The sequence below is a fragment of the Flammeovirga sp. OC4 genome, from assembly GCF_000812565.1.
Taxonomy (GTDB): domain Bacteria; phylum Bacteroidota; class Bacteroidia; order Cytophagales; family Flammeovirgaceae; genus Flammeovirga.
The window spans coordinates 110,395-131,859 of the sequence record NZ_JTAM01000003.1; the positions used below are offsets into that span (position 1 = coordinate 110,395).

At 36.2% G+C, this 21,465-nt stretch carries 14 protein-coding genes; 6 read left to right on the forward strand and 8 right to left on the reverse strand.

What is annotated here, in order from left to right; translation table 11 throughout:
* Window positions 1-231: 231 nt before the first annotated feature.
* The 7 genes from PL77_RS03525 to PL77_RS03555 form a co-directional block, all read right to left on the reverse strand.
* Entirely contained in the window at window positions 232-414 is a 183-nt protein-coding gene (locus tag PL77_RS03525; protein WP_044201837.1) for a hypothetical protein, read from the reverse strand.
* A 544-nt stretch (window positions 415-958) separates the two neighbouring features.
* Complete coding sequence (locus tag PL77_RS03530; protein ID WP_082026385.1) at window positions 959-1,984, reverse strand: glycoside hydrolase family 5 protein; 1,026 nt, start codon at window positions 1,982-1,984, stop codon at window positions 959-961.
* Between the two features lie 224 nt (window positions 1,985-2,208).
* On the reverse strand, window positions 2,209-4,200 hold the full coding sequence (locus PL77_RS30180; RefSeq protein WP_052444136.1) for a cellulase family glycosylhydrolase: 1,992 nt from the start codon (window positions 4,198-4,200) through the stop codon (window positions 2,209-2,211).
* A 138-nt stretch (window positions 4,201-4,338) separates the two neighbouring features.
* A complete protein-coding gene (locus PL77_RS03540; RefSeq protein ID WP_052444137.1) occupies window positions 4,339-6,534 on the reverse strand; it encodes a glycoside hydrolase family 3 C-terminal domain-containing protein in 2,196 nt (731 codons plus the stop codon).
* A 1,359-nt stretch (window positions 6,535-7,893) separates the two neighbouring features.
* A complete protein-coding gene (locus PL77_RS03545; RefSeq protein ID WP_044201842.1) occupies window positions 7,894-9,450 on the reverse strand; it encodes a RagB/SusD family nutrient uptake outer membrane protein in 1,557 nt (518 codons plus the stop codon).
* Between the two features lie 28 nt (window positions 9,451-9,478).
* Entirely contained in the window at window positions 9,479-12,595 is a 3,117-nt protein-coding gene (locus PL77_RS03550; protein ID WP_044201844.1) for a TonB-dependent receptor, read from the reverse strand.
* 482 nt (window positions 12,596-13,077) lie between these two features.
* Window positions 13,078-14,328 (reverse strand): competence/damage-inducible protein A, encoded by a 1,251-nt coding sequence (locus PL77_RS03555; protein ID WP_044201845.1) that lies wholly within the window; start codon window positions 14,326-14,328, stop codon window positions 13,078-13,080.
* 52 nt (window positions 14,329-14,380) lie between these two features.
* On the opposite strand from PL77_RS03555, the gene PL77_RS03560 reads away from it, so the two are divergent.
* The 4 genes from PL77_RS03560 (at window position 14,381) to PL77_RS03575 (ending at window position 18,383) form a co-directional block, all read left to right on the forward strand.
* Window positions 14,381-15,562 (forward strand): anhydro-N-acetylmuramic acid kinase, encoded by a 1,182-nt coding sequence (locus PL77_RS03560; protein WP_082026386.1) that lies wholly within the window; start codon window positions 14,381-14,383, stop codon window positions 15,560-15,562.
* 42 nt (window positions 15,563-15,604) lie between these two features.
* The gene (locus tag PL77_RS03565; protein ID WP_044201847.1) at window positions 15,605-16,192 is read left to right on the forward strand and encodes a rhomboid family intramembrane serine protease; all 588 of its coding nucleotides are present in this window, start codon (window positions 15,605-15,607) and stop codon (window positions 16,190-16,192) included.
* Window positions 16,193-17,013: 821 nt separating this feature from the next.
* Window positions 17,014-17,709, forward strand: a complete 696-nt coding sequence (locus tag PL77_RS30185) for a DUF2490 domain-containing protein (protein WP_052444139.1) — start codon at window positions 17,014-17,016, stop codon at window positions 17,707-17,709.
* Between the two features lie 80 nt (window positions 17,710-17,789).
* Window positions 17,790-18,383, forward strand: coding sequence for a DUF6515 family protein (locus PL77_RS03575; protein ID WP_044201850.1), 594 nt, complete (start codon window positions 17,790-17,792; stop codon window positions 18,381-18,383).
* Between the two features lie 117 nt (window positions 18,384-18,500).
* On the opposite strand, the gene PL77_RS03580 is transcribed toward PL77_RS03575, so the two are convergent.
* Window positions 18,501-20,063 carry an arylsulfatase gene (locus PL77_RS03580; protein WP_044201852.1) on the reverse strand — a complete coding sequence of 521 codons (1,563 nt, stop codon included), beginning with the start codon at window positions 20,061-20,063 and terminating at the stop codon, window positions 18,501-18,503.
* Window positions 20,064-20,435: 372 nt separating this feature from the next.
* Here PL77_RS03580 and PL77_RS31695 point away from each other — a divergent pair, with 372 nt between their 5' ends.
* Both PL77_RS31695 and PL77_RS03585 read left to right on the forward strand, forming a co-directional pair.
* Window positions 20,436-20,606, forward strand: coding sequence for a hypothetical protein (locus PL77_RS31695; RefSeq protein WP_156152228.1), 171 nt, complete (start codon window positions 20,436-20,438; stop codon window positions 20,604-20,606).
* A 149-nt stretch (window positions 20,607-20,755) separates the two neighbouring features.
* Entirely contained in the window at window positions 20,756-21,457 is a 702-nt protein-coding gene (locus PL77_RS03585) for a lipopolysaccharide assembly protein LapB (RefSeq protein WP_044201855.1), read from the forward strand.
* Window positions 21,458-21,465: the final 8 nt, after the last annotated feature.

Consider the following 21,465-nt stretch of genomic DNA (forward strand, 5'->3'; position numbering starts at 1 on the left):
ATAGAACAATATGAATATATCATTATAATGTATAAAAATACATATATAAGCGGTAGGAAGCAAATGTTAAACATACGCTTATCCTAGATTTTCATTTCATTAATGTAGAAAATTTACATAAAGCAAAATTTGACGATTGCCCAATAGGTATAAAAAAATAGATAAGCAACGGATCACTTATCTATTTCTTTCAATTTCTTCGAGTATGTGGATGATTAACCCTGCGGAAAACTACCCTCTTGCCTGCTGAAATCTGAGTTCGTTGAGTTCAACTTTGTGACGTTTCATACGTGCTCTTAAGTGCTCTGTATCCTTCAGTGAACAACCATTTCCTTCTAGGTACTTGATTCTTCCTTTAATAAAAGTTACTTGCTGTTCTAGCCTTTCGATAGCTGACAATATTGTGTTTTCCATTGTCGTGTCAATTTATGTTAGACATGTTATTAATCATACCTCCAAGAACGATAAAAAAAATTGGTATTTTAAGGCTATTAAGATTTATTATATAATTTAATTTTGAGTTAAAATTAGACCCTAAAATCATCAAGAATAAAAAGATCAAAGTCACCTTTTTTTCTTATTTTTCATCACCTAATAAGTGGTAATAATACACTATATATTATAAAACTCACTTTCCATTAATTATTGTTTTATAATTTTGATAGTGTTGTACTTATCTTCTTTAATCAAGTAGATCAGATAGATACATTTTTCAAGATCTCTACCATTTAACACAAAAACCCCTTGCCTTTAATGTCTAAAATACCATTAATAATACCCTCCAAATTTTAACTTATAAAGATCACGTTTTTAACACCGAAACAACATAGACTTACTAGACTAAACAACAAATTTTAGTACTGTAATAACCTTTTATTTACTCATAAAGTTTAATCAGTGTTGTGAGCATTATTAAATAAGCCATTCTCATCGAACTTATTCACTTTTTCAAATTCTATTATTCAGTACTCCTTTCCTTCTTGTTTTCATGACTTCCAGTTTCGGAGTTATAATCCTTTATGATTTCCCTTACAAAAGTTCCTGATGCTGTAAGTTTAGACCATCCTCCTTTATTTGATGTCCCAGAATATAAAGCAGAAGCTCCTTCAGCCTTATCATTGATAGACCAATTACAATGTGAGATATCATTGGCTTTCATCCAGTCAATCCAGGCCTTCGTTTCCTCATAGTTCACCTCTCCATCACCATTTGCATTGACAGCACCCCATTCTGTCACAAAAAGTGCCACTCCTTTTGATAAGGCATAAGTCCCTTTATCCCTTAAAGATTGACCATGAGAACCTGCATAAAAATGAAGGGTATAAGCAATATTAGGTTGATCAATAGGATCATCTGCTGCTTGATCCACATCCTGAGACCATGTTGGGGTACCTACAATAATGATATTATCAGAGTCATACTGACGAATCGTTTTAATAATCGACTCAGCATAAGGCTTGATCTTTGAAGACCATGAAATTTTCAAAGGTTCGTTATATATTTCATAAAGGACATTATCATGATGACCGTATTTTTGAGCCATTTCTGCAAAGAATGTTGACGCCTTTTCCCAATCATGTTCATTGGCATGATGAGAATGCCAATCAATAATCACATACATATCATTTGCGATGGCAGCTTCTACAACAGCTTCTACTCTAGCTTTATTACTGACTGGATCTTCAAAATATCCACCATTATCTTCTGCTCCCATTGCAGCTCTAATGATACCAGCATGCCAATCCTTTTTGACCCAAGAAACAACATTCTTATTATAAAATTTTTCACCTCCCCAATAGTTATTAGACCAAAATAAACTTGGGCCTGCAAAACGTATGGGTTTCCCTTCTTTATTTACAATTTTGTTTCCTTTGACCTGCAGTAAGCCGTTATCGGTTACTTGGGCTTGTAAGTCGACTTGGGCCCCCAATACACTCGCAAGGGCTATACATTTAAGGAAGTACAATAGTTTAAAATGTTTCATACTTTATTCAGTTTTTATACTGTATTTTGATTTACCTCTTGAAGCAGTCACACATTTGAAATTGGGATTAACTGATTTTAATTCTAGACTGCATTTATTGATTATTCGTCAATGTATATCTTAAGAAAATGAGCGGTTGTTGAGTTCACAATATCTCTCTATTTACTCTTTTGATATATTTTTTCAATCTATCAATTGAACCCACAACACGCCCATTTATTTCTTTATTGTTTTATAACTTTTCTAATATATTCCTTTCCGTTCGATTGGTATTTCACAAAGTAAATTCCCTCCGAAAATGCTGATAAATCGATGATGGATTGAGCTCCTTCAATATTTATTGAACTCACTTTATTTCCTACTAAATCATAAATATCAACTTGATCTCCAAAACGAGCATCTTGTGAAAATCTTAGCGTAAATGAATGATGGAAGGGATTGGGATAAATCAGTGCCTGATCCTTTTCTCTATCACCCTCTATACTAGTTGGAGGCAGTTCTTCTTTTTTTGTAAAAATCAATTTATCTAGGTTAAAAGGAGGTTTTTTATCGATTGTAATTCTTAGTTTTTGCTCCCCTGCTTCTAGAAAAATATCAGTCTCCACCTCTGTAGTCGTTTCCCAGCTATTTGTTGAAGGCACATCTACAGATGCGACGATAGATGACTTTGAAGTCGATACTTTAAACCTACCTCCGGCTTGTTCAGTAGCTACTAAACTTGTGATGGTATACGTTCCTGTTTCTAGTACGATGACCGTATAATCCATCCATTCGTTAGGTTCTACATAACCCACATGGAATCCCCCATCCTCTCTGGCCTCAATGTCTACGCCATCTTCCCTGTAAGCTTCACCTTGGTTCTCTTCCTCTTGATCATTATAAGCGATGCCTGCTATACCAAGGTTATAATTTTCAGCCTCAAGAACACCTGGAATTACAGCAGGAGTTCCCCCGAAAGGTAAACTTTCATAGTTGACTAAATCGATCTGTTGAGGATATGAAATAATGACCTGATCTCCCTGCATTTGTGAAATTCTGTATTGGTATTTATCACCCGGAATTACAGAAACGTCTTTATATGAATTCGCTGTAGACTCTACTTCATCAATGACCGCAAATTGATCACTTCCTACTACCTTTCTTTCAATTTTCAGAGGAGTTGAAGCTGTATTTCTATTTTCCCATTGTATTGAAACTGTTGAGTCAGCATTCATCGTCAACAATAAATTGGTTGGTGTTTGTTTAGTGTTGTGAATTAAAATATCTTTCGTTTCATGCCACTTTTTCTCATCTCTTTGGTAGATTTCATACCATCCACCATCATCCCAAGCCATAAAAGAAATACCTCTACTTAGTGACTCTTCCACATAATGGGCATAATGTCTCATTCTTGAATTGAAATCTGTATCATGTACTGCTCCAAATTCATTCATAATGACAGGAATACCATTTGTAGCACTCCAGTTTTTTGCTTTTTCAAACTCATTAGAGATATAATTCTTTTCTGCTTGAGTCCCCCACGTTAGGTCTTTTTCGGCTGATGAAAAATCCCATGGATCATACGTATGATAATTGGCTATCAGGTAATCATCATCTGAGGGGATAGGCATTGTCAGAAGGTCTTTAATGGCAGACCATTCGTTTCCTGCTATAATCACATTTCGAGTGGGATTCTTTTCTCTAATAATATCCAAGGCTCTTTGATTAGCATCAGCAGCCTCCGCTATGGTCATGCCATGTGGCTCATTTAATGTCTCAAATAATAGTCGCTCCGATTTCTGATAAAAACGATCAGAGATCTGTACCCAAATCGCTTCAAATCGAGCAACAGTTTCAGCATTATAGTTTTCTTTCAACCACTTTTCATGGTGACAATTCATGATGATGATAAAGTCTCTTTCTAAACCCCAGTCTACGATCTGTTCTACTCTGTCCATAAAAACAGGGTCAACTGTATACGGGGCTTTTTCAGCTACATGATTGGCCCAGGTTATCGGTATTCTGACAGATTTAAATCCGGCATCTTTATAAGCATCAAAATAATATTCTTCTGCTTTTAATGCCCAATCCCCTTCATAGGGGGCATCAAGAGTGTTCCCTAAATTTATCCCTCTTCCAATCGCTTCTACTGCTGCTTCTGGAGATAATTGGGCATAACTAGTACATATTGTACATAAAAAAATAATGGATAATAATAAAGATGTAATAATTCTCATGTTAGTTTATTTATGAAGATTGAAAAGAAAACGTTGTAAATGAAGTGTGTTAAGGGTGAAGGGAAAAGTAATGCGTATGAAGTCACCCTCAATACCTTTTCCCATTTCACCTCCAATCACTATTACTTTACTATTTCTTTAATTAACATTGTCTGAAATCGTAATTTTTAATCTCTTGGAAATATTGTCAGAAGCATTACCAACGTAGATGTAATAGTCTCCTTTTTCAAGTTCCCAATCGGATTTGCTTTCGTTATAATATTGTAAGTCTTTTACCGATACCTTCAAGCTCAGACTGGTCTTTTCTCCTGCTTCTAATTGTACCTTCTGGAAAGCTTTCAATTCTTTTAAAGCTCTTTCTACTTTTGATTTATGTTTACCGATATAGACCTGTACTACCTCGGCCCCTGTTAATTTACCGTTGTTTCTCAAATCACAAGTAATCGTAATATCATCTGTAGAAGCATATACTTTTTTGTCAGCCACAACTTCACTGATTTCGAAATCAGTATATGATAACCCGTACCCAAAAGCGTATTTTGGAGTAATTTTTTTAGTATCATGCCAACGGTACCCTACCAAAATATCGTCTTTATATTCAACATTGATTGAGTCGCCAGGATAAGACATTGTTCCTAATTGATGAGCTCCGTTGTCCTCAAGTTTTTTAGGGAAAGTAATTGGCAATTTGCCCGATGGATTTACATCACCTGAGATCACATCTGCCAAAGCATGACCCGTTTCACTACCCAAGTACCAACCTTGCATAAGGCCTTTCACTTGATTCGTCCAAGGAGTAGCTACGGCATTACCACTGATCAATACCACTCCAATATTTTCATTGACTTCTGAAATGGCCTGAATAAGGTTACTTTGTCCAAATGGAAGGTCGTATGTCAAACGATCTCCATCTTCACAATCTTGATGATGACTTTTGTTTAAACCACCGAAGAACAATACAACATCTGCTGTTTTAGCCACCTCTATTGCTTCAGCTTTTAATACATCGGCATCAAGCTTAGAAGGAATCACTCTTCCGTATTGTGATGGACCTGATGCATATCCCATTGCATGAATAACTTCGGCGTTAGGGTAGCGCTCTTGGATACCTTGTAATGGTGAAATTTCATATTCCACTTTTAATTCAGACGAACCTCCACCTATGGTCATCATACGAGTTGCATTTTCACCTATTACAGCTATTTTTAAACCTTTCTTATCTACAATTGGAAAGAAATGATCTTCATTTTGTAATAACACAATACCTTGTTGACCTACACGTCTTGCTACTTCATGGTGCGCATCCGTATTGACACTGCCCAAAGGACGGTTTTTGCTTAAGCTTGTTCTGTAAATCAACTTCAGAATTCTTCTCACTTTATCATCCAACACTTCTTCACTTACTTCTCCGCTTTTCACTAACTCTTTAAAAGCACCTGCCAAATAATAGTTTTCATAGTGATTCTTTTCTGAATAAGTCAGACCGTTAGTACCTGTACCCATTTCAATATCTAAACCATACAAGGCCGACTGTTTTGTATCATGAGCTGCCCCCCAATCTGTAAGGTATACGCCATCAAAACCCCATTCGCCTTTTAATATTGTATTGACAAGGTATTCATTATGTGAACAATATTGTCCTCTTACCTGATTGTAAGCACTCATCATAGACCATGTATCACCTTCCAAAACTGCGGCTTTAAAAGCAGGTAGGTAAATTTCACGTAAAGCCCTCTCACTCAGTTCCACGTTGATGTGTCCTCTCCATAACTCCTGATTATTGGCAACGAAATGTTTTACACATGCTGCTACACCATTGGTCTGTACTCCTTTGATGTACGGCACTACCATTTTGGAAGCCAAATGTGGATCTTCTCCCATATATTCGAAGTTTCTTCCGTTTAAGGGAGTTCGGTAAATATTTACCCCTGGACCTAAAAGGATGTCTTTTTTACGATAACGCGCCTCTTCACCTACGGCAACTCCGTAATCATACGATGCCTTTTCATCAAATGTAGCGGCTAAACATGTCAATGCTGGAAATGCCGTAATAGAATCATTTGTCCAACCAGCATATCCCCAATTATCCCAATTGATTTCTGCTCTAACGCCATGTGGTCCATCTGACATCCAAACTTCAGGAATTCCAAGTCTTGGTACTCCAGCTGAAGTAAATTTAGATTGAGCATGGCACATGGCCACTTTCTCATCTATTGTCATCTGAGCAATGATCTTATCGATCTCTTTATCCGTACCGGTTTGTGCCCATGCACTTGTTCCAAAAAATAGTAGTACTATTAAAAATTTTAATTTTTCTCCTCTGTAATATCTCATATTCACCTGTTGTTATAGCTCATATCTCAAAGCTTTTCCGCTTAAGACAGTCATTTCTTTCATTTTAAAAACTTCAAATACAGAATAGATAACATGGATTACGACGCTCCATTTATATCTATTCTAGCATCTAAAGTTTTGATCTCACTTTTTTAATTAGGTTCTGTTTTTCAACTAAGTCTCTGTTGTTCGTCTATTCGATTCATTCATTACTCTACTTCTATAATCTTGTTCATCTCCTTCAATAAGACAATACTGTTTTTTGAAACTCCTCTTTAAACCTGCTCTCTTCGGTTCAAAAAATTAGAGAAATGCCCACAGTATTACTTCAGTATTTATTTCATTTTTTAGTAGACTTGACGAAAACATAATGTTTCTAATAATTCATTCCTTTTCTTTTAACTGACACACAATCTTAACTAAGCCTCAAAAGAATAGGAAGAAAATGGAATCACTTTTTTACACATTTAATACAGCATTTATACAACAAAAAACCACAAGCAACTCTATATCTGAGTATTACAATTGATTATTTAAAGATTTCAATTACTACAATAGGCCTAAATGTCAAAAAAGAAAGATTATGGTTTTATTTTTAAAGCATAGATTTTATCGCTTAAAAAAAGTAAAAACAAGAGGTGAAATTGATCAGAGTTGAAATTCAACTGGTGAGAATGTGAAAGAAAGGGGCATTAGTGCCCTCTAAATCATCAGAAATGTCCTGATTTATAAATACTACAAGCAAGTGGTAAGCTAGGTTTACTTCAATTTTATTTATTCTTTCACGAATAGTGAAGGTTATGTAATATGGTACGTGAGGGACTTTCTCAAAACCTATTATAGTGTTGAAAAACCACCATGTTTCAAGTGTCAAGCGTGAGCGTCACTTGGAACTGCTCATTGGCGAAGTCTCCCGACTTCGGATATAAACATCACACTTTCATTCATTTCGAAGTCGGGAGACAATATTTAATCACAAGTGGCGCCTATCGGCTTAACACTTGCGATATAAAATATGTAATATGGTTCGTGAGGGCGTTTTAATACCCCCCTACAGCACTACTGATTAAAAGATTCTTAGATTAACATTTTTCTTTTGATGTGTACAAATCTGACAGTCAATTAGTCGTAATTACCTTGCCCTTGAAGGAAAAAATGAAATGAATCAGTGTGAGGGTGTGTGGTATATCGGAGCAACAATAATGGGAGTTGAATCTATAATGATTGCTCTTATTCCAAAGAAAAGCGAACCTTATTTCACTGTATTACAAATATATAAACAAAAAACTGGAAGACACTAAAAGTGCTTCCAGTAAAAGATTGTTGTAATTAATGATGAATTGTTGATCTATTTATATTTTAGTAACCAGGGTTTTGATCTTCTGGATTAATACCTGGATTTCCTACGATCTCTGCTAATGGAATCGGGAATACTTCGTGCTTACCAGCTTGAAAACCTAAACCTGATAACTCTTGTGCTGCTAAACCCCATCTTACTAAATCCCAATAACGAGAACCTTCGTAAGCTAACTCTACTCTTCTTTCTTTTACGATTGCATCAAATAAAGCTTGTCCTGATACCGTTGCATCATAGTCTATAAGACCTCCTGCTCTTTGACGCAATTTATTTAGCATTGCTCTAGCATCAGCTTCACGACCTTGGTTGTAATAAGCTTCAGCAGCCAAAAGAAGAACATCAGCATAACGTAATAACCTCCAGTTTGTAGTGTAGTTCAACTCCGGAGTCGCACCACCTTCTTCTGTTGTTTCCGACTCAAATGTAGTATACTTTGTTCTAACCAAACCTTCTGTATCCCAACCGTCAACGAATTCCTGACCATAATACTTTGCTAAACCATCAGCATTTAACACCGTTCCATCTCTTCTTCCGTCAGTCGGTTCAAAAGCATCAAATAATACCTGTGTTGGAGGTAAGAATCCCCAGCCTGATCTTAATTTACCTTCTTTCTCAGGAACTGCACCTTCAATTTCATTTAACTCTCTCGGTCCAGATAATTGGAGATGTCGGTTATCATGATCATTTCTATTCCATTGTACTGTACCCCACGTATCACCATTCGTAATAAAAGAGGCTTCAAATAATGATTCAATACCAAATTCAGTGGTTTGTAACGTCAAGCTTTCAAAATCTGCTTCTAAGTCTACTTCTGAACCTTCCGTTTGGATTACACTTTCTAGAGGAGCAATCGCACCAGAATAATCTCCGCTATATACTCTCACTTTACCTAATAAACCCAGTGCAGCCTGCTTATTTGCTCTAAAAGCATCGCCTGTTCCTGCAAATGTTGATTTATTAGGAAGCACTTCTGCTGCTTCTTGTAAATCTTTTTCGATTTGAGCATACACTTCTGCTTTTGGCGTTCTTGCCTTTCCTTCTTGTAAATTTTCTGGTGGTGTCAACCATAAAGGTACATCACCAAAAACAGTAACCAATTCAAAATAATAAAATGCTCTTAAGAACTTTGCTTCAGCAATCATTCTCTTCATCAAATCACTTGACTCTTCAGGAGCACTAGAGATGATCAAGTTCGCTCTGTATACACCAAAATAGTTGACATGGTAAAAAGAACGAATTCCTATATTTTCAGGGCTCCAATCAAAATCATCAAGTGCTTGATATTGCGGCTGATCTGATGAGTTACCTCCTCCACAATTCACATCATCCGAAGGAAGGTTTTTCATCACATAACAGCTTGACCAATCTTGAAACTGATCTGTAGATAACATATCATAAGCCGCTACCAAAGCCAACTCTACTTCATCTTCTGTTTGATAGTACTGTTCAGCATCTGACTTACCATAAGGTTCTACTTCTAAAAATTTTGCTGAGCATGAGCTTAGGATAGCTGCTGCTCCCAAAACGGTTAATACCTTTTTAAATCTATTGAATTTCATTTTGAGTCTTTCTTTAATTGTTGATTGGTTAGAATGTTACTGCAAGACCGAATAATACTTTTCGTGAAATTGGATAAGTACCGAAGTCAATACCTTGGGCATTGTTATTTTGACTACCCACTTCAGGGTCCATTCCTTCATAACTTGTGAAAGTAAAGAAGTCGTTAAGCGATACATATACTCTTGCTTTTTGCATTAACACCTTAGCGGCAATGTTTGTAGGCAATGTATATCCTAATTGAATTTGTCTGATTTTCAAGTAGCTTGCATCTTGTACTAACAAGTCACTCTTGAAATACTTATCAGAACTATAACCTGCTCTAGGGTAAGTTGCCACATCGCCATTTTGAATCCAACGATCAGCTGTTACACTTTGTAATCTGTTTGTTGCATTATTGTCTGCTCTTGTGAAACCAATGAAGTTTTGGTGTCCAGTAGCACCTTGTAAGAAGATATTCAAATCAAACCCTTTGTATGCAGCTGATAAATTGGCACCGAAAATGAAAGTTGGGTGTGGAGAACCGATGTTTGTAAGATCTTGATCGTTGATTCTTCCGTCACCGTTCACATCTTTAATAATTGGATCACCGGGAGCAAAATCTGCAGCATCATCTTGGATGTTATTTGATTCCATCCATTGAGCGATGTGTGCTTGATCTCTGAAAATACCATCATTTTGATACCCTCTAAAATACCATACTGGATGACCTGCTTCGAAGTAAGTAACCGGACCTAACGTTGGTAAAGACACCCCTTCAATTCTTGTCAACCCTTCTGATACTTCTAAAACTTCATTCTTATTGAATGCACCGTTAATACTTACATCATAGGTAAACTCACGTTCCGAGTTTCTATACCCTAAAATCATTTCAACACCTTCGTTAGATACTGTACCTGCATTGGCAAAAGGAGCGTTATTACCATATGATAAAGCAGGAGTAGATGGTGTCAATAAATCTTTCGTTAACTTATTATAGTAATCAAAAGTGAAGTATAACTTGCTGTCAAATGCTCTTAAATCAAAACCAATGTTGGTTTGTTCAGAAGTCTCCCATTTCAAATTAGGATTCGCTAAAAGCGCTGGCTCTGCACCTGTTAATAATCCATCATTCGCATCAGGATAGAAAATATTTGTTGTAGTAATCAATGATCTATATTGATCAACACCTAAGTTCGATAAACTACCATTTCTACCCCAGCTACCTCTGATTTTTAAGTAATCAATAGCATCCACTGACCAGAAGCTTTCATTGGAAACATTCCAACCTAAAGAGAATGATGGGAATGTACCAAATTGATTATTAGGAGAGAACAATGAAGATCCATCTCTACGGAATGTTGCTTCGAAGATATATCTATTATCATAATCGTAAGATAAACGACCAAAGTAAGATGTCATTCTTTTGGTTTCATTTCTACCTGTCACTCTGTCGTTATCTCTTGAATCCACATAATCAGGATATCTGAATAAGTCATCTTCTTTTACCATATTACCTGATCGAGTATCAAGGTTACGGTATCTGTTTTCTTGTGATGACATACCCACTAAAGCAGTGATAGAGTGCTTATTGATTTTTGTAGTGTAGGTCGCAAAATTCTCCCATAACCAATTGTTCCAGTGTTCTTCATTGGCTGTTACTGTAGGTGCATTGCTTTGTAAGTTGGAGTTGGCCCAGAATGAAGGGTTCCAGCTGTTGAAACTTCCTTGCGTAACATCTAAACCGATACGTGAACTAATTTTCAAACCTTCAATCGGTTTTAAATTCACCATACCTGTAGAAAGCATTTTGTTTTCTTTATAAATACCTTTTTCATTCGCCAGACGGATCAATGGGTTAATTACCTCACCTTTTAGGAAATCGTTGTTTGATAATCCATAGTAATTTCCATCATCGTCTCTTCTTAAGATTTTACCTTCATCCAATTTTTCCTGCATATAAGGAGTCAATTGGTTAGGTGCATATCGTGCTTCCCCTGTAGGGTCCATCATTAAAGCACTATTTACAATACCGTTAAAGGCTTCGTCCTCAGTGATTGAAGATCTTGTAAAACTAGTTAAAGCTACGTTTGCTTGAACATCGATCCAGTCTTTTAAATTTCTTGTCACGTTCAAACGACCGTTATAACGTTCATAACTTGCTTTATCTCCACCAATCACACCATCTTGTGAAGTGTAACCTGCACTCAATAAGTATGATCCTTTATCAGAACCTCCTGAGAATGAAAGGTTGTGCATCATCATTGGTGCTTGTTCTGAAGCTGCATCCAGCCAGTTTGTTCCTTGTCCGTGTTCAGCAGGATCTGGAACATAACCTTTTGAAGGATCGTGTACTTCTCTCATGAAAGTCGCATATTCATTGGCGTTCATCATTTGAGGTTTCAAACCTAAACTCTGAATACCATATTGAAAAGAGTAATCGATGCTCGATCTTCCATCTTTATTACCGCCTTTTGTTGTAATGATCACGACACCATTTGCTCCTTCAGAACCATAGATCGCAGAAGAAGCTGCATCTTTGAGTACCTCCATTGAAGCAATATCTGACGGTGCCAAGAAACTGATGTTTGTCGTTTTCATACCATCAACAATATACAATGGGTCACTATTACCATTGGAACTTGCACCACGAATACGAACTTTGATGCCATTACCTGGCGATCCCGATTGAGGAGAAACTGTAACACCTGCTGCTTTACCTTGCAGTGCTTGTTCTGCACTGATAGCTGAACTTACGATGTCGTCTGCTTCTACACTTGCAATTGCACCTGTCACTAATGATTTCTTTTGGACACCGTAACCAATGACTACAACTTCTTCTAGTTGTTCTTGATCAATTGTCAATGTCACATCAAAAGTAGTTTGTGAACCGATTGCACGTTCAACTGTTTTGTAACCTATAAATGTGAAGATTAGAGCTTCTGCATCATTCGATACATTTAATTTAAATTGTCCATTAAAATCCGTTACTGTACCTATAGTAGTTCCTTTTACTTTAATATTTACGCCTGGCAAAGGTTCACTTCCTTCACCTAAGATCGTTCCAGACAATGCCTTTTCTTGTGCCCATGATTGGGTACTAAAAAGCATCAAAAAAGACATAGAAATCACCCCAACTATGCTTTTAAAGTTAATTAGTTTCTGCATGTTTTATCTTTGTATAGAAATAATAAAAAGTACTTAAAAAATCCCGGTAGGTAGATTTTTTATGAGAATCAGTTTTGATTCATTCCATTTTAGTTTGTATAACCTATAAGACTCGCTTTACTTCCTAAGCCATTAAGAGAGCGTGTTGTCAAATAGTTAATTGTAATTGGATAAATAGTTTATAATCAATTCATAACAAATTAGATTGAGATTTGTAAATAATTCATTTCAATTGTGCTGACGTCATGTTACAATGTTAGTTAGTTACAATTTTTACTCAAAAAATAATAAATCACATTTTTACACTTCTAATACTACATTTTTACACTAAAAAAATCACAAAACACTAATTATCAACCACTTAAAAATAAAAAAGAGCCTAAAAACAATTCAGTTTTTAAGACTCTTCAGGATAAATGTTAATCAATTTTTACGTTAACATCTATTTAAAAAAATCATTTAACAAAATAATACAGAGGAAATCAATTGTTTAATTCTTCTGAAAGCCATTTCAGAACGGAGTTAGTAGTGACCGTGACATTTAATGCTCTGTTGTTATAGAGTTGTAATAGCTTTGCCTCTGTCTTATCTTTTGTAGATAACGCTATCCATATAGTCCCTACTGGCTTCTGTTCCGTTCCTCCTGTTGGACCAGCAATACCCGTTGTCGCTACTCCAAAGTCCGCATTGTATTTTTCACGAACGTTGTTGGCCATTTGCAGTGCCACTTGCTCACTTACTGCTCCAAAATTTTTCAAGCTTTCTGAAGTTACACCCAGCTGACTCTCCTTAACTTCATTGCTGTAAGACACAATTCCACCATTATAGAAAGCCGATGCTCCTGCAATACCTGTAATTGTCTTAGCAATATTACCTCCGGTACATGACTCAGCCGTTGCCAGTGTCAAACCTTTCTCTTTGAACAAGTCAGCCACAATAAGCTCTATGTCGAGGTCTTCTTCTGCATAGAGGTTCTCCCCCAACAGTTCTCTAAGCTTTTGGACTTCTAATTCAATCTTCTGAACCAAATCTTCCTCTTCGTAACTCACCCCGGTGATTCTCAATCGAACTTGTCCTAATCGTGGTAAGTAAGCCAAACTTAATTCTTCCGGTAAATTGTCCTCCCAATCTTCAATCATCAACGCCAATTTGGATTCAGGAATTCCCATTGTTCTCAACATCTTATGTACAATGAATGGCGTATGGTATTTTTCCTGCAACTGATCCAGTACATGATTTTCCATCAAGTATTTCATCTCATGTGGTACCCCAGGCATTGACACAATGGTCTTATCTCCATTTTCAAACCACATACCAGGAGCTGTACCGACCTTATTCATTAAAACTTGTCCATTGGAAGGTATATCAGCCTGCATCTTATTTAAGGTCGTCAACTCTCTATTTCTCGCCTTAAAAAGCTCTGCGATGTTATCATACACTTCTGGTCGATAAGTCATATCTACACCAAAATATTCGGCTATTGTTTTTTTGGTGATATCATCCTTGGTAGGCCCCAAGCCTCCAGTGATCAACACAATATCTGCTCTTGATTGTGCTTCTTCTAAGATGTTCAAAATTTCCTCTTTAGTATCACCTATTGAAGTTTTACGTATTACCTTAAAACCTTTTTTGTTAAGTTCAGTCCCCATCCATTGGGAGTTTGTATCCGTTATCTGTCCATAAAGAATTTCGTCTCCAATGGTCACTATTTCGACGTAAGTGTGCGTTTTCATTGCTTTTTATATTTGTATATGCGAAATTAAATGATTCAAATCTGCAACTAAAATGAGTAGTAAAAACAAATTTCGATTAATAGGTGTGATGTCTGGCACAAGTCTAGACGGCATTGACCTATGTTATGCTGAATTTTGGAAAGATAGTCAAAAACAATGGCGTTATTCGATGCCACATATTGACAGTGTTGATTATGATGACGATTGGAAAACCAAACTCGACACCGCTGAACATCTTTCAGCCCTTGAATATATAAAATTAGACCGAGCTTTAGGTAGAAAGATGGGTATGCATATCAGATCTTTCATCGATAGGAACAATTTAAAAGTCGATTTTGTTTGCAGTCATGGACATACAATTTTTCACCAACCCGAAATTGGTATTACCTCTCAGATAGGTCATGGCCCCGCAATTGCAAGATACTCAGGATGTAATGTCATCAATGACTTTAGAGTTTCAGATTTAGCTTTTCAAGGACAAGGTGCTCCTTTGGTCCCTATTGGTGATCGATTATTGTTTCATGAATACCATTATCGATTAAATCTTGGAGGGATTGGGAACATCTCTTTTGAAGTAAATAATGAAACGATCGCTTTTGATACCTCGCCTGCCAATATGCCCCTCAATTATTTTATGAGAGAAATTGGGAAAGAGTTTGATGAAGACGGGCAGATGTCTCGCCAAGGAAATATCAATCAACAGGTGTTAGATGAACTGAACCAACTTTCTTTTTATAAAGATTTTGAAGTGAAATCATTGGGGAAAGAATGGTTTGTGGATACTTTTCTACCAATCATCACTAAAGTTGAAAGACTGGAAGATCGTTTGGCAACTTCCGTAGAGCATACGGCAATTCAAGTGGGTAAGGTCATTGAATTCGCCTCAAAAAAATCAAAACTGCACTTTGGGAAAGAAAAATTGTTAATTACCGGAGGTGGTGCTTTTAATTCTCACTTGATTGAAAGAATTCAGGCTCACTGCCCTGATATTGAAACTGTTATTCCTAAAAAAGAAATCATTACGCATAAAGAAGCCTTACTTTTTGCCTTTCTAGGTTGTCTACGTCTAAAAAAAGAGGTTAATTGTCTTAAGAGTGTCACTGGTGCAACAATTGATAATTGTGGTGGCGTGATACACTACCCTTTTGTGAAAGAAGAAGAGGAAAGCACTCCCTCATTGACAGACAGTGATGAGATGCCCTCATTTAATAAAATAATTGGTTGTGGAGGTTAACGCCATCTAGTAATGGTACTCCATGACTGCAAATGTCAAATTATGAAAATACAATATAATGCACCGGTCACATTGACCTTTACTTTTATCAGTGCAGCCTTTATCATCCTAAAAACTTTTCTCTACATTGACCTTACTGCGTTTTTTTCTGTAGGTGGCTTTGGGAGCATGAGTTTATTTTCTCCACTCACCTATTTCAGACTATTTTCACATGTCATTGGTCATGGTAGCTGGGAGCATTTTATGGGTAATTTCACCTACATTCTTCTGTTAGGGCCTATTTTGGAAGAAAAATACGGCAGTAAACAGCTTTTGTATATGATCTTAATGACGGCTTTCGTCACTGGTATGATCAACGCGGTTTTCCTATCTAGCGGGCTACTTGGAGCAAGTGGTGTGGTATTTATGTTCATTTTATTAAGCTCTATCGTCAACGTGCAGAAAGGAAAGCTTCCTCTTACTTTTGTATTGATTGTGATCTTATTTATTGGTCAAGAATTACTTTCTGTTTTTGATGATGATAACATCTCACAATTGGCACATATTGTTGGAGGTATTTGTGGTGCTATCTTTGGCTTTGGGATTGATAGAAGATCCACCAAAAAGATTTCACCAAGTAAGCTAACATAAGAAACACCATTACCTAATTTTAACCCTTGTAAAGATTCTATAACTTTACAAGGGTTATTTTTTGTTATAAATCCAAAAGCACCCCAACTAACACCCTGTTTATACATTGTTATTTTTATAAGTTAGAAAATCGAAAAGTGTTTTTTTTCGGAAATGCGATTGAATATTTTGTGTATGAACATGTTTTAAAAAATGAGCTGACATGTTGCAAATCTTTAGATTATTTAAACTTCAAATTATAGAGAATTAATACTCATACTATATCACTACATTTTGGATAGAGTACTTCCCCACAATACTGGTAAATGACCTCCTTTGCAGGCGGTATTTATTTGTTTTGTGTGCTCATCTGAGAGTGAACTTAATGCACTGTAAACTAAGTTTTCTGCTATTTATGGTTTTTAGAAATCAGGAGATTTCTGTTGATCTGTAGGACACGAATGACGCTTACGCTTCACATTCGCGCCAGTGGCATTCTACCCAATTCGTTTGGCAGTACTTTCCTCGGCCTTGAAGGGAAAAGCGTTAAGAATTTCATGAAGTGAGCCGTTAAAAATGATTTTGTTGTTTGAGCGCAGCGAGTTTAAAATCATTGAGGCGAGAGAAATGGAATTTAGCTTTTGACTTCAAAGCCTTGAATTTTTTGCTTCGTTTTTGTTTCAAGACAAAAATGAAGAAGAAGGAAGTTTGAAAGTTGATCCTATAAATACTTGCAGAAAGGTCGATTAAAAGTTGACGATAATTTAGTTTACAATGTACTTAAATGCAGAATATGTTTCTGTTGGACTCAATAAAATAAGAAACTTAACGACGCTACAACAATGAAAAAGATTATCATCACAATGTTGCTATCATTAGCGGCTATTTCTATTTATGCTCAAGATACTGGACAATGGGGAGCGGCCTATTTGAAGGTGCGCCTTTCTGACAAATTAGGGTATTATGGTGAACATCACCTCCGATACACTGACAAAGGATACGGCTATGATTTACATAAAAGCTATAACAGAATGGGTTTGAATTACTTTGTGAATGATAATTTTGACATTGTAGTAGGCCCTGCTATCATTGGGAAATTCAATCAAGAGATTGAGAGTACAGATGATCCCTATGATCAGACCACTTTAATGGAATACAGAATATGGCATCAATATTTATATCATCACTATTGGGGTAGAGTCAAATTTTATCATCAAGTCCGTATTGAACACCGTTGGGAAGAGAAGGTAGAATATACTAAGTATAGTAATAGGTACCGTTATAAGCTGTATGCATATATCCCATTGAACAATGATCATATAGAACCGGGGACTTTTTATCTTGTTCCCTCAGTGGAGCTTTTCATGCATGACAATCATGATGAGAGTCTTGAAGATTTCCGTGTATACAATGCATTAGGATATAAATTTGATGAAGATATCAGCTTTACTGCTGGACACATGTGGACGTATAATCATACTGCTACTACAAATGTCTTCCGATTTACGGTGTATATTGATTTAGATTTAAGAGATTAAAAAAAAAATCAGGATTTAATGAGTACAAACTATTTCTGTCACCCTTTACTGAATTAAATATTCAATCAAATTATACTGACATGAAATACTATTATTACTTCCTCCTACTGACCGTTGCATTTTTTGTAGCAACCAATTCTTATGGACAGACCAGAAAAAATTATTCCCATAAATATGAAAAACAAAGAAAAGTAAAAAACAGTAAATGGGCCAGAAGAAATAAAAGCATCTACTATAATTATGCTTCTCTACCAAGAAGAGGTGCGGTGGTTACTCGTTTACCGAATAATGCGATCGCTTACAATCACAATAAAATAAGATATTCTTATGCTTCTGGTATTTGGTATAGATCGAATGGTCGAAATTGGGTGGTTGCTCCTCCTGTTTACGGTTTTCGAGTAAATAGTTTGCCAGTTGGTTATCAAAGAATAAGAGTTAGAAATAAAGCTTATTACTACTATTATGGCACCTATTATCAAAAGAAAAATGACGGTTATGTGGTCGTTGAAGGACCCAAAGATGCTGAAGTGAATTCTATTCCAAAAGGTTATACAACAGTCACTGTCAATGGGGAGGAATTCTATGAATTGAACGGTGAATACTACATGGCCAGTGTCAATGAAAAAGGAGAAGAAGTTTTGGTATTAATTCCAGAACCTTCCTATAAAAGTTAATTTAATTACCCTTTTTTATATATATAAGTACTAATTCCATTTTTGGCTTAGTACTTAAAAACCCCAATACTCACATTGTAGTATTGGGGTATACGATATAATATAGGTGAACTATGTCTAGTTCTTAGGAGTTCTATCCATCATTTGGTAAAGCATCTCTTGCATTTTACCTGGTGATAATAATTCGGGACGTTGACGTGGAGGGAAGTCTTTGAATGACATAAAGAATTCGCCTAATTTTTCCTTTGCAGGAACGAATAACCACATCTTCTGACCGTACCATTTTAAGTACATTCCTGAGTGATCCGCCATTTCGTAAGGATCTTGACCTAGGTTATAGATCTTTGGCCATGATAAGGCAAATCTATGACCTGAGAACCACATATCAGGACCTTCACCTTCTTGGATGATAAAGTGAATTTTCCAGTCGTTCCAACGCATCGCTTGGATCATACCGTTGTCTGCCACGTAGAAGAATGTTTCTCTTCTTGAGGCATCCTCTTTACCCGTGAAGTAATCCCATTGGTTGTAACCGTCCAAGTGTACTTTGAAGGTTTGATCACCAGATTTGTAACCCTCTGTTTTCAATGTTTCTTTCAAATCGTCTTTTCCTGTAACCGCTGCATAAATTGTAGGTACCATATCTTCGTGAGAAACAATACCATTTAGTCTACGACCTGTATCTTTTAATCCATTAGGATATTTCATTACGAAAGGTACTCTTACACCACCTTCCCAAGTCGATCCTTTTTCGCCACGGAATGGAGAAATACCACCGTCAGGCCATGTCATTTTTTCAACGCCGTTGTCAGTTGTGAAGATCACGATTGTATTTTCTTCTACACCTAAACGCTCTAATGTTGACAATAAAGTACCCACTTGATTATCTAATTCTGTCATACCTGCACCGTATAAACCGTAGTCATGAACTAGCTTCTTACTCTCTTCTGTTAAGTGAGTGAATACGTGCATACGAGTAGAGTTGAACCACACGAAGAAAGGCTTGTCGTCTTTTACGGCTCTTTCCATAAAGTCAATAGAAGCATCCATAAACTCCGCATCTACTGTTTCCATTCTCTTTTTGTTCAATGGGCCTGTATCAGAAATACGACCGTCAGAATAAGAGTGGATCACACCTCTTGGACCATATTTCTTTCTGAATTCAGGATCTTGAGGATAAGCAGGATCTTCTGGCTCCTCTTCAGCATTTAAGTGGTAAAGGTTACCGAAAAACTCATCAAAACCGTGGTTTGTAGGTAGGAATTCATCTCTATCTCCTAAGTGGTTTTTACCGAATTGGCCTGAAGTATAACCTAATGGCTTTAAGATCTCCGCCAATGTAGGGTCTTCTTTTTGAATACCAATTTTAGAGCCTGGCATACCAATCGTTGATAAACCTGTTCTTAATGGAGATTGACCTGTAATAAAAGCAGCACGACCGGCTGTACAAGATTGTTGTGCGTATTCAGATGTTAGAACTACACCTTCTTTACCAATTCTATCTATGTTTGGAGTTTGGTACGCTAACATTCCGTTGTTGTAAGTACTGATGTTGCCATATCCAACATCATCACCCATGATCACAAGAATGTTTGGTCTTTGATTTTTCTTGGACTTTTGAGCATATAAAGCCCCTGTTACTGTTAATAAAACAGATAACGATAGCAAAAATTTTCTCATCTTAACGTTGGTCTTTTAAGCCCGTAGGCTATATAATCGTATCAATTTAAAGCAGCCTCTTTTCCTTAACTGCATAGCAAATGTAGAAATAGATTTTAGTTTAACATCAAACTTAAAGTGTAATTTAACAGTATATTATTTATTTAACCCTACTTAAAAAATAAATGTTTATTAGTGATTATTTTTTCATTTAAATTTAAATAACAAAGAGTAAAGCAATTCAAAATTAGAGCCTATTCATTGTTTCTTATCAAACAATACACTATTAGTTTTAATAATAATGGAATAGAAAAATTCGATTTTCATCACATGGTTTAATCCCCTAATTTTGAGGCATCAATCAAATAATTATCACCCTAAACATCAAATACTATGAAAAACAAAAGCGTATACCAAGACTGCCCAAACTGCTGGGGTTACCAAGAGTACGAACAAGAGGTTGTAAAAGAATCGGATCAATCTAAAGTGGAAAAGCAACCCACTTCATTATTCAAAATATCAGGTGCTACCGTAGAAGAAGATGATTTCATTTATAAAAACTAATCATCCACATCCAAAATCTTGAAGCCATGTAACGCATGGCTTTATTTTTTACCACTCACCGAGCAATTAAAACCACTCACCGATCTAATTTCTCTAGGGAGTAAGGATTCCGGATCATTGTTGTATCAATTAATCAAAACGATAAAACAATGAAAACTTTAAGAAATCTATTCTCTCTTTTAATCATCTTTATACTAGCAAACACTGTATTGTTTGCTCAAAGCACTCAAGTGACTATTGATCAAGCCTTAGGTCAATCTTTTCAAAGTCAAGAAAATAAAGTAGAAGCAATAATCAGTAATCAACCTAGCCTCTACTGGAAAGCTTACGCTTCTTTTATGTCATCGATCTTTGAAATTGGAATGGGGAATAAAACAGCCTCTCAAAAATATGTAGATCAAGCTATTGAACTATTAAATCAAGACGAAAATAGAGATTCAGAATCGTATGCTTTAGAAGGAAGCATTTTAGGCTTTAGTATCAGTCTTGATCCTTCTCAGACGAGAACTTTAGCGTCTAAATCCACTGCTCGCTACAAGAAATCCCTCAAACTAGATAAAAATAACCTCAGAGCGAATTTAGGACTTGGTGAAAATGATTTTCATACGCCTGTAAAATATGGAGGAGGAAAAGTGGCCGAAAAATACTTACTCAAAGCACTTTCTTGTGAAAATAACCCCAACAATGACCCTCTAAAACCGACTTGGGGGAAAGAAAGAGTATACAATTTACTGGTTCAACTTTACAAGAGAGAAGGACGCATGGAGCAAGCTAAGAAATATTGTAAAGAAGGAATAGAAGCATTCCCTCACGATCACGAATTGCAGCAACTAAGCGAAACAGTACTTTAAACCCTAAC

Excerpts from the sequence above, each read along its gene's own strand:
- PL77_RS03525 (WP_044201837.1), bottom strand. The coding sequence starts at position 414 with ATGGAAAACACAATATTGTCAGCTATCGAAAGGCTAGAACAGCAAGTA.
- PL77_RS03530 (WP_082026385.1), bottom strand. The coding sequence starts at position 1,984 with ATGAAACATTTTAAACTATTGTACTTCCTTAAATGTATAGCCCTTGCG.
- PL77_RS30180 (WP_052444136.1), bottom strand. The coding sequence starts at position 4,200 with ATGAGAATTATTACATCTTTATTATTATCCATTATTTTTTTATGTACA.
- PL77_RS03540 (WP_052444137.1), bottom strand. The coding sequence starts at position 6,534 with ATGAGATATTACAGAGGAGAAAAATTAAAATTTTTAATAGTACTACTA.
- PL77_RS03545 (WP_044201842.1), bottom strand. The coding sequence starts at position 9,450 with ATGAAATTCAATAGATTTAAAAAGGTATTAACCGTTTTGGGAGCAGCA.
- PL77_RS03550 (WP_044201844.1), bottom strand. The coding sequence starts at position 12,595 with ATGCAGAAACTAATTAACTTTAAAAGCATAGTTGGGGTGATTTCTATG.
- PL77_RS03555 (WP_044201845.1), bottom strand. The coding sequence starts at position 14,328 with ATGAAAACGCACACTTACGTCGAAATAGTGACCATTGGAGACGAAATT.
- PL77_RS03560 (WP_082026386.1), top strand. The coding sequence starts at position 14,381 with ATGAGTAGTAAAAACAAATTTCGATTAATAGGTGTGATGTCTGGCACA.
- PL77_RS03565 (WP_044201847.1), top strand. The coding sequence starts at position 15,605 with ATGAAAATACAATATAATGCACCGGTCACATTGACCTTTACTTTTATC.
- PL77_RS30185 (WP_052444139.1), top strand. The coding sequence starts at position 17,014 with ATGAAAAAGATTATCATCACAATGTTGCTATCATTAGCGGCTATTTCT.
- PL77_RS03575 (WP_044201850.1), top strand. The coding sequence starts at position 17,790 with ATGAAATACTATTATTACTTCCTCCTACTGACCGTTGCATTTTTTGTA.
- PL77_RS03580 (WP_044201852.1), bottom strand. The coding sequence starts at position 20,063 with ATGAGAAAATTTTTGCTATCGTTATCTGTTTTATTAACAGTAACAGGG.
- PL77_RS31695 (WP_156152228.1), top strand. The coding sequence starts at position 20,436 with ATGAAAAACAAAAGCGTATACCAAGACTGCCCAAACTGCTGGGGTTAC.
- PL77_RS03585 (WP_044201855.1), top strand. The coding sequence starts at position 20,756 with ATGAAAACTTTAAGAAATCTATTCTCTCTTTTAATCATCTTTATACTA.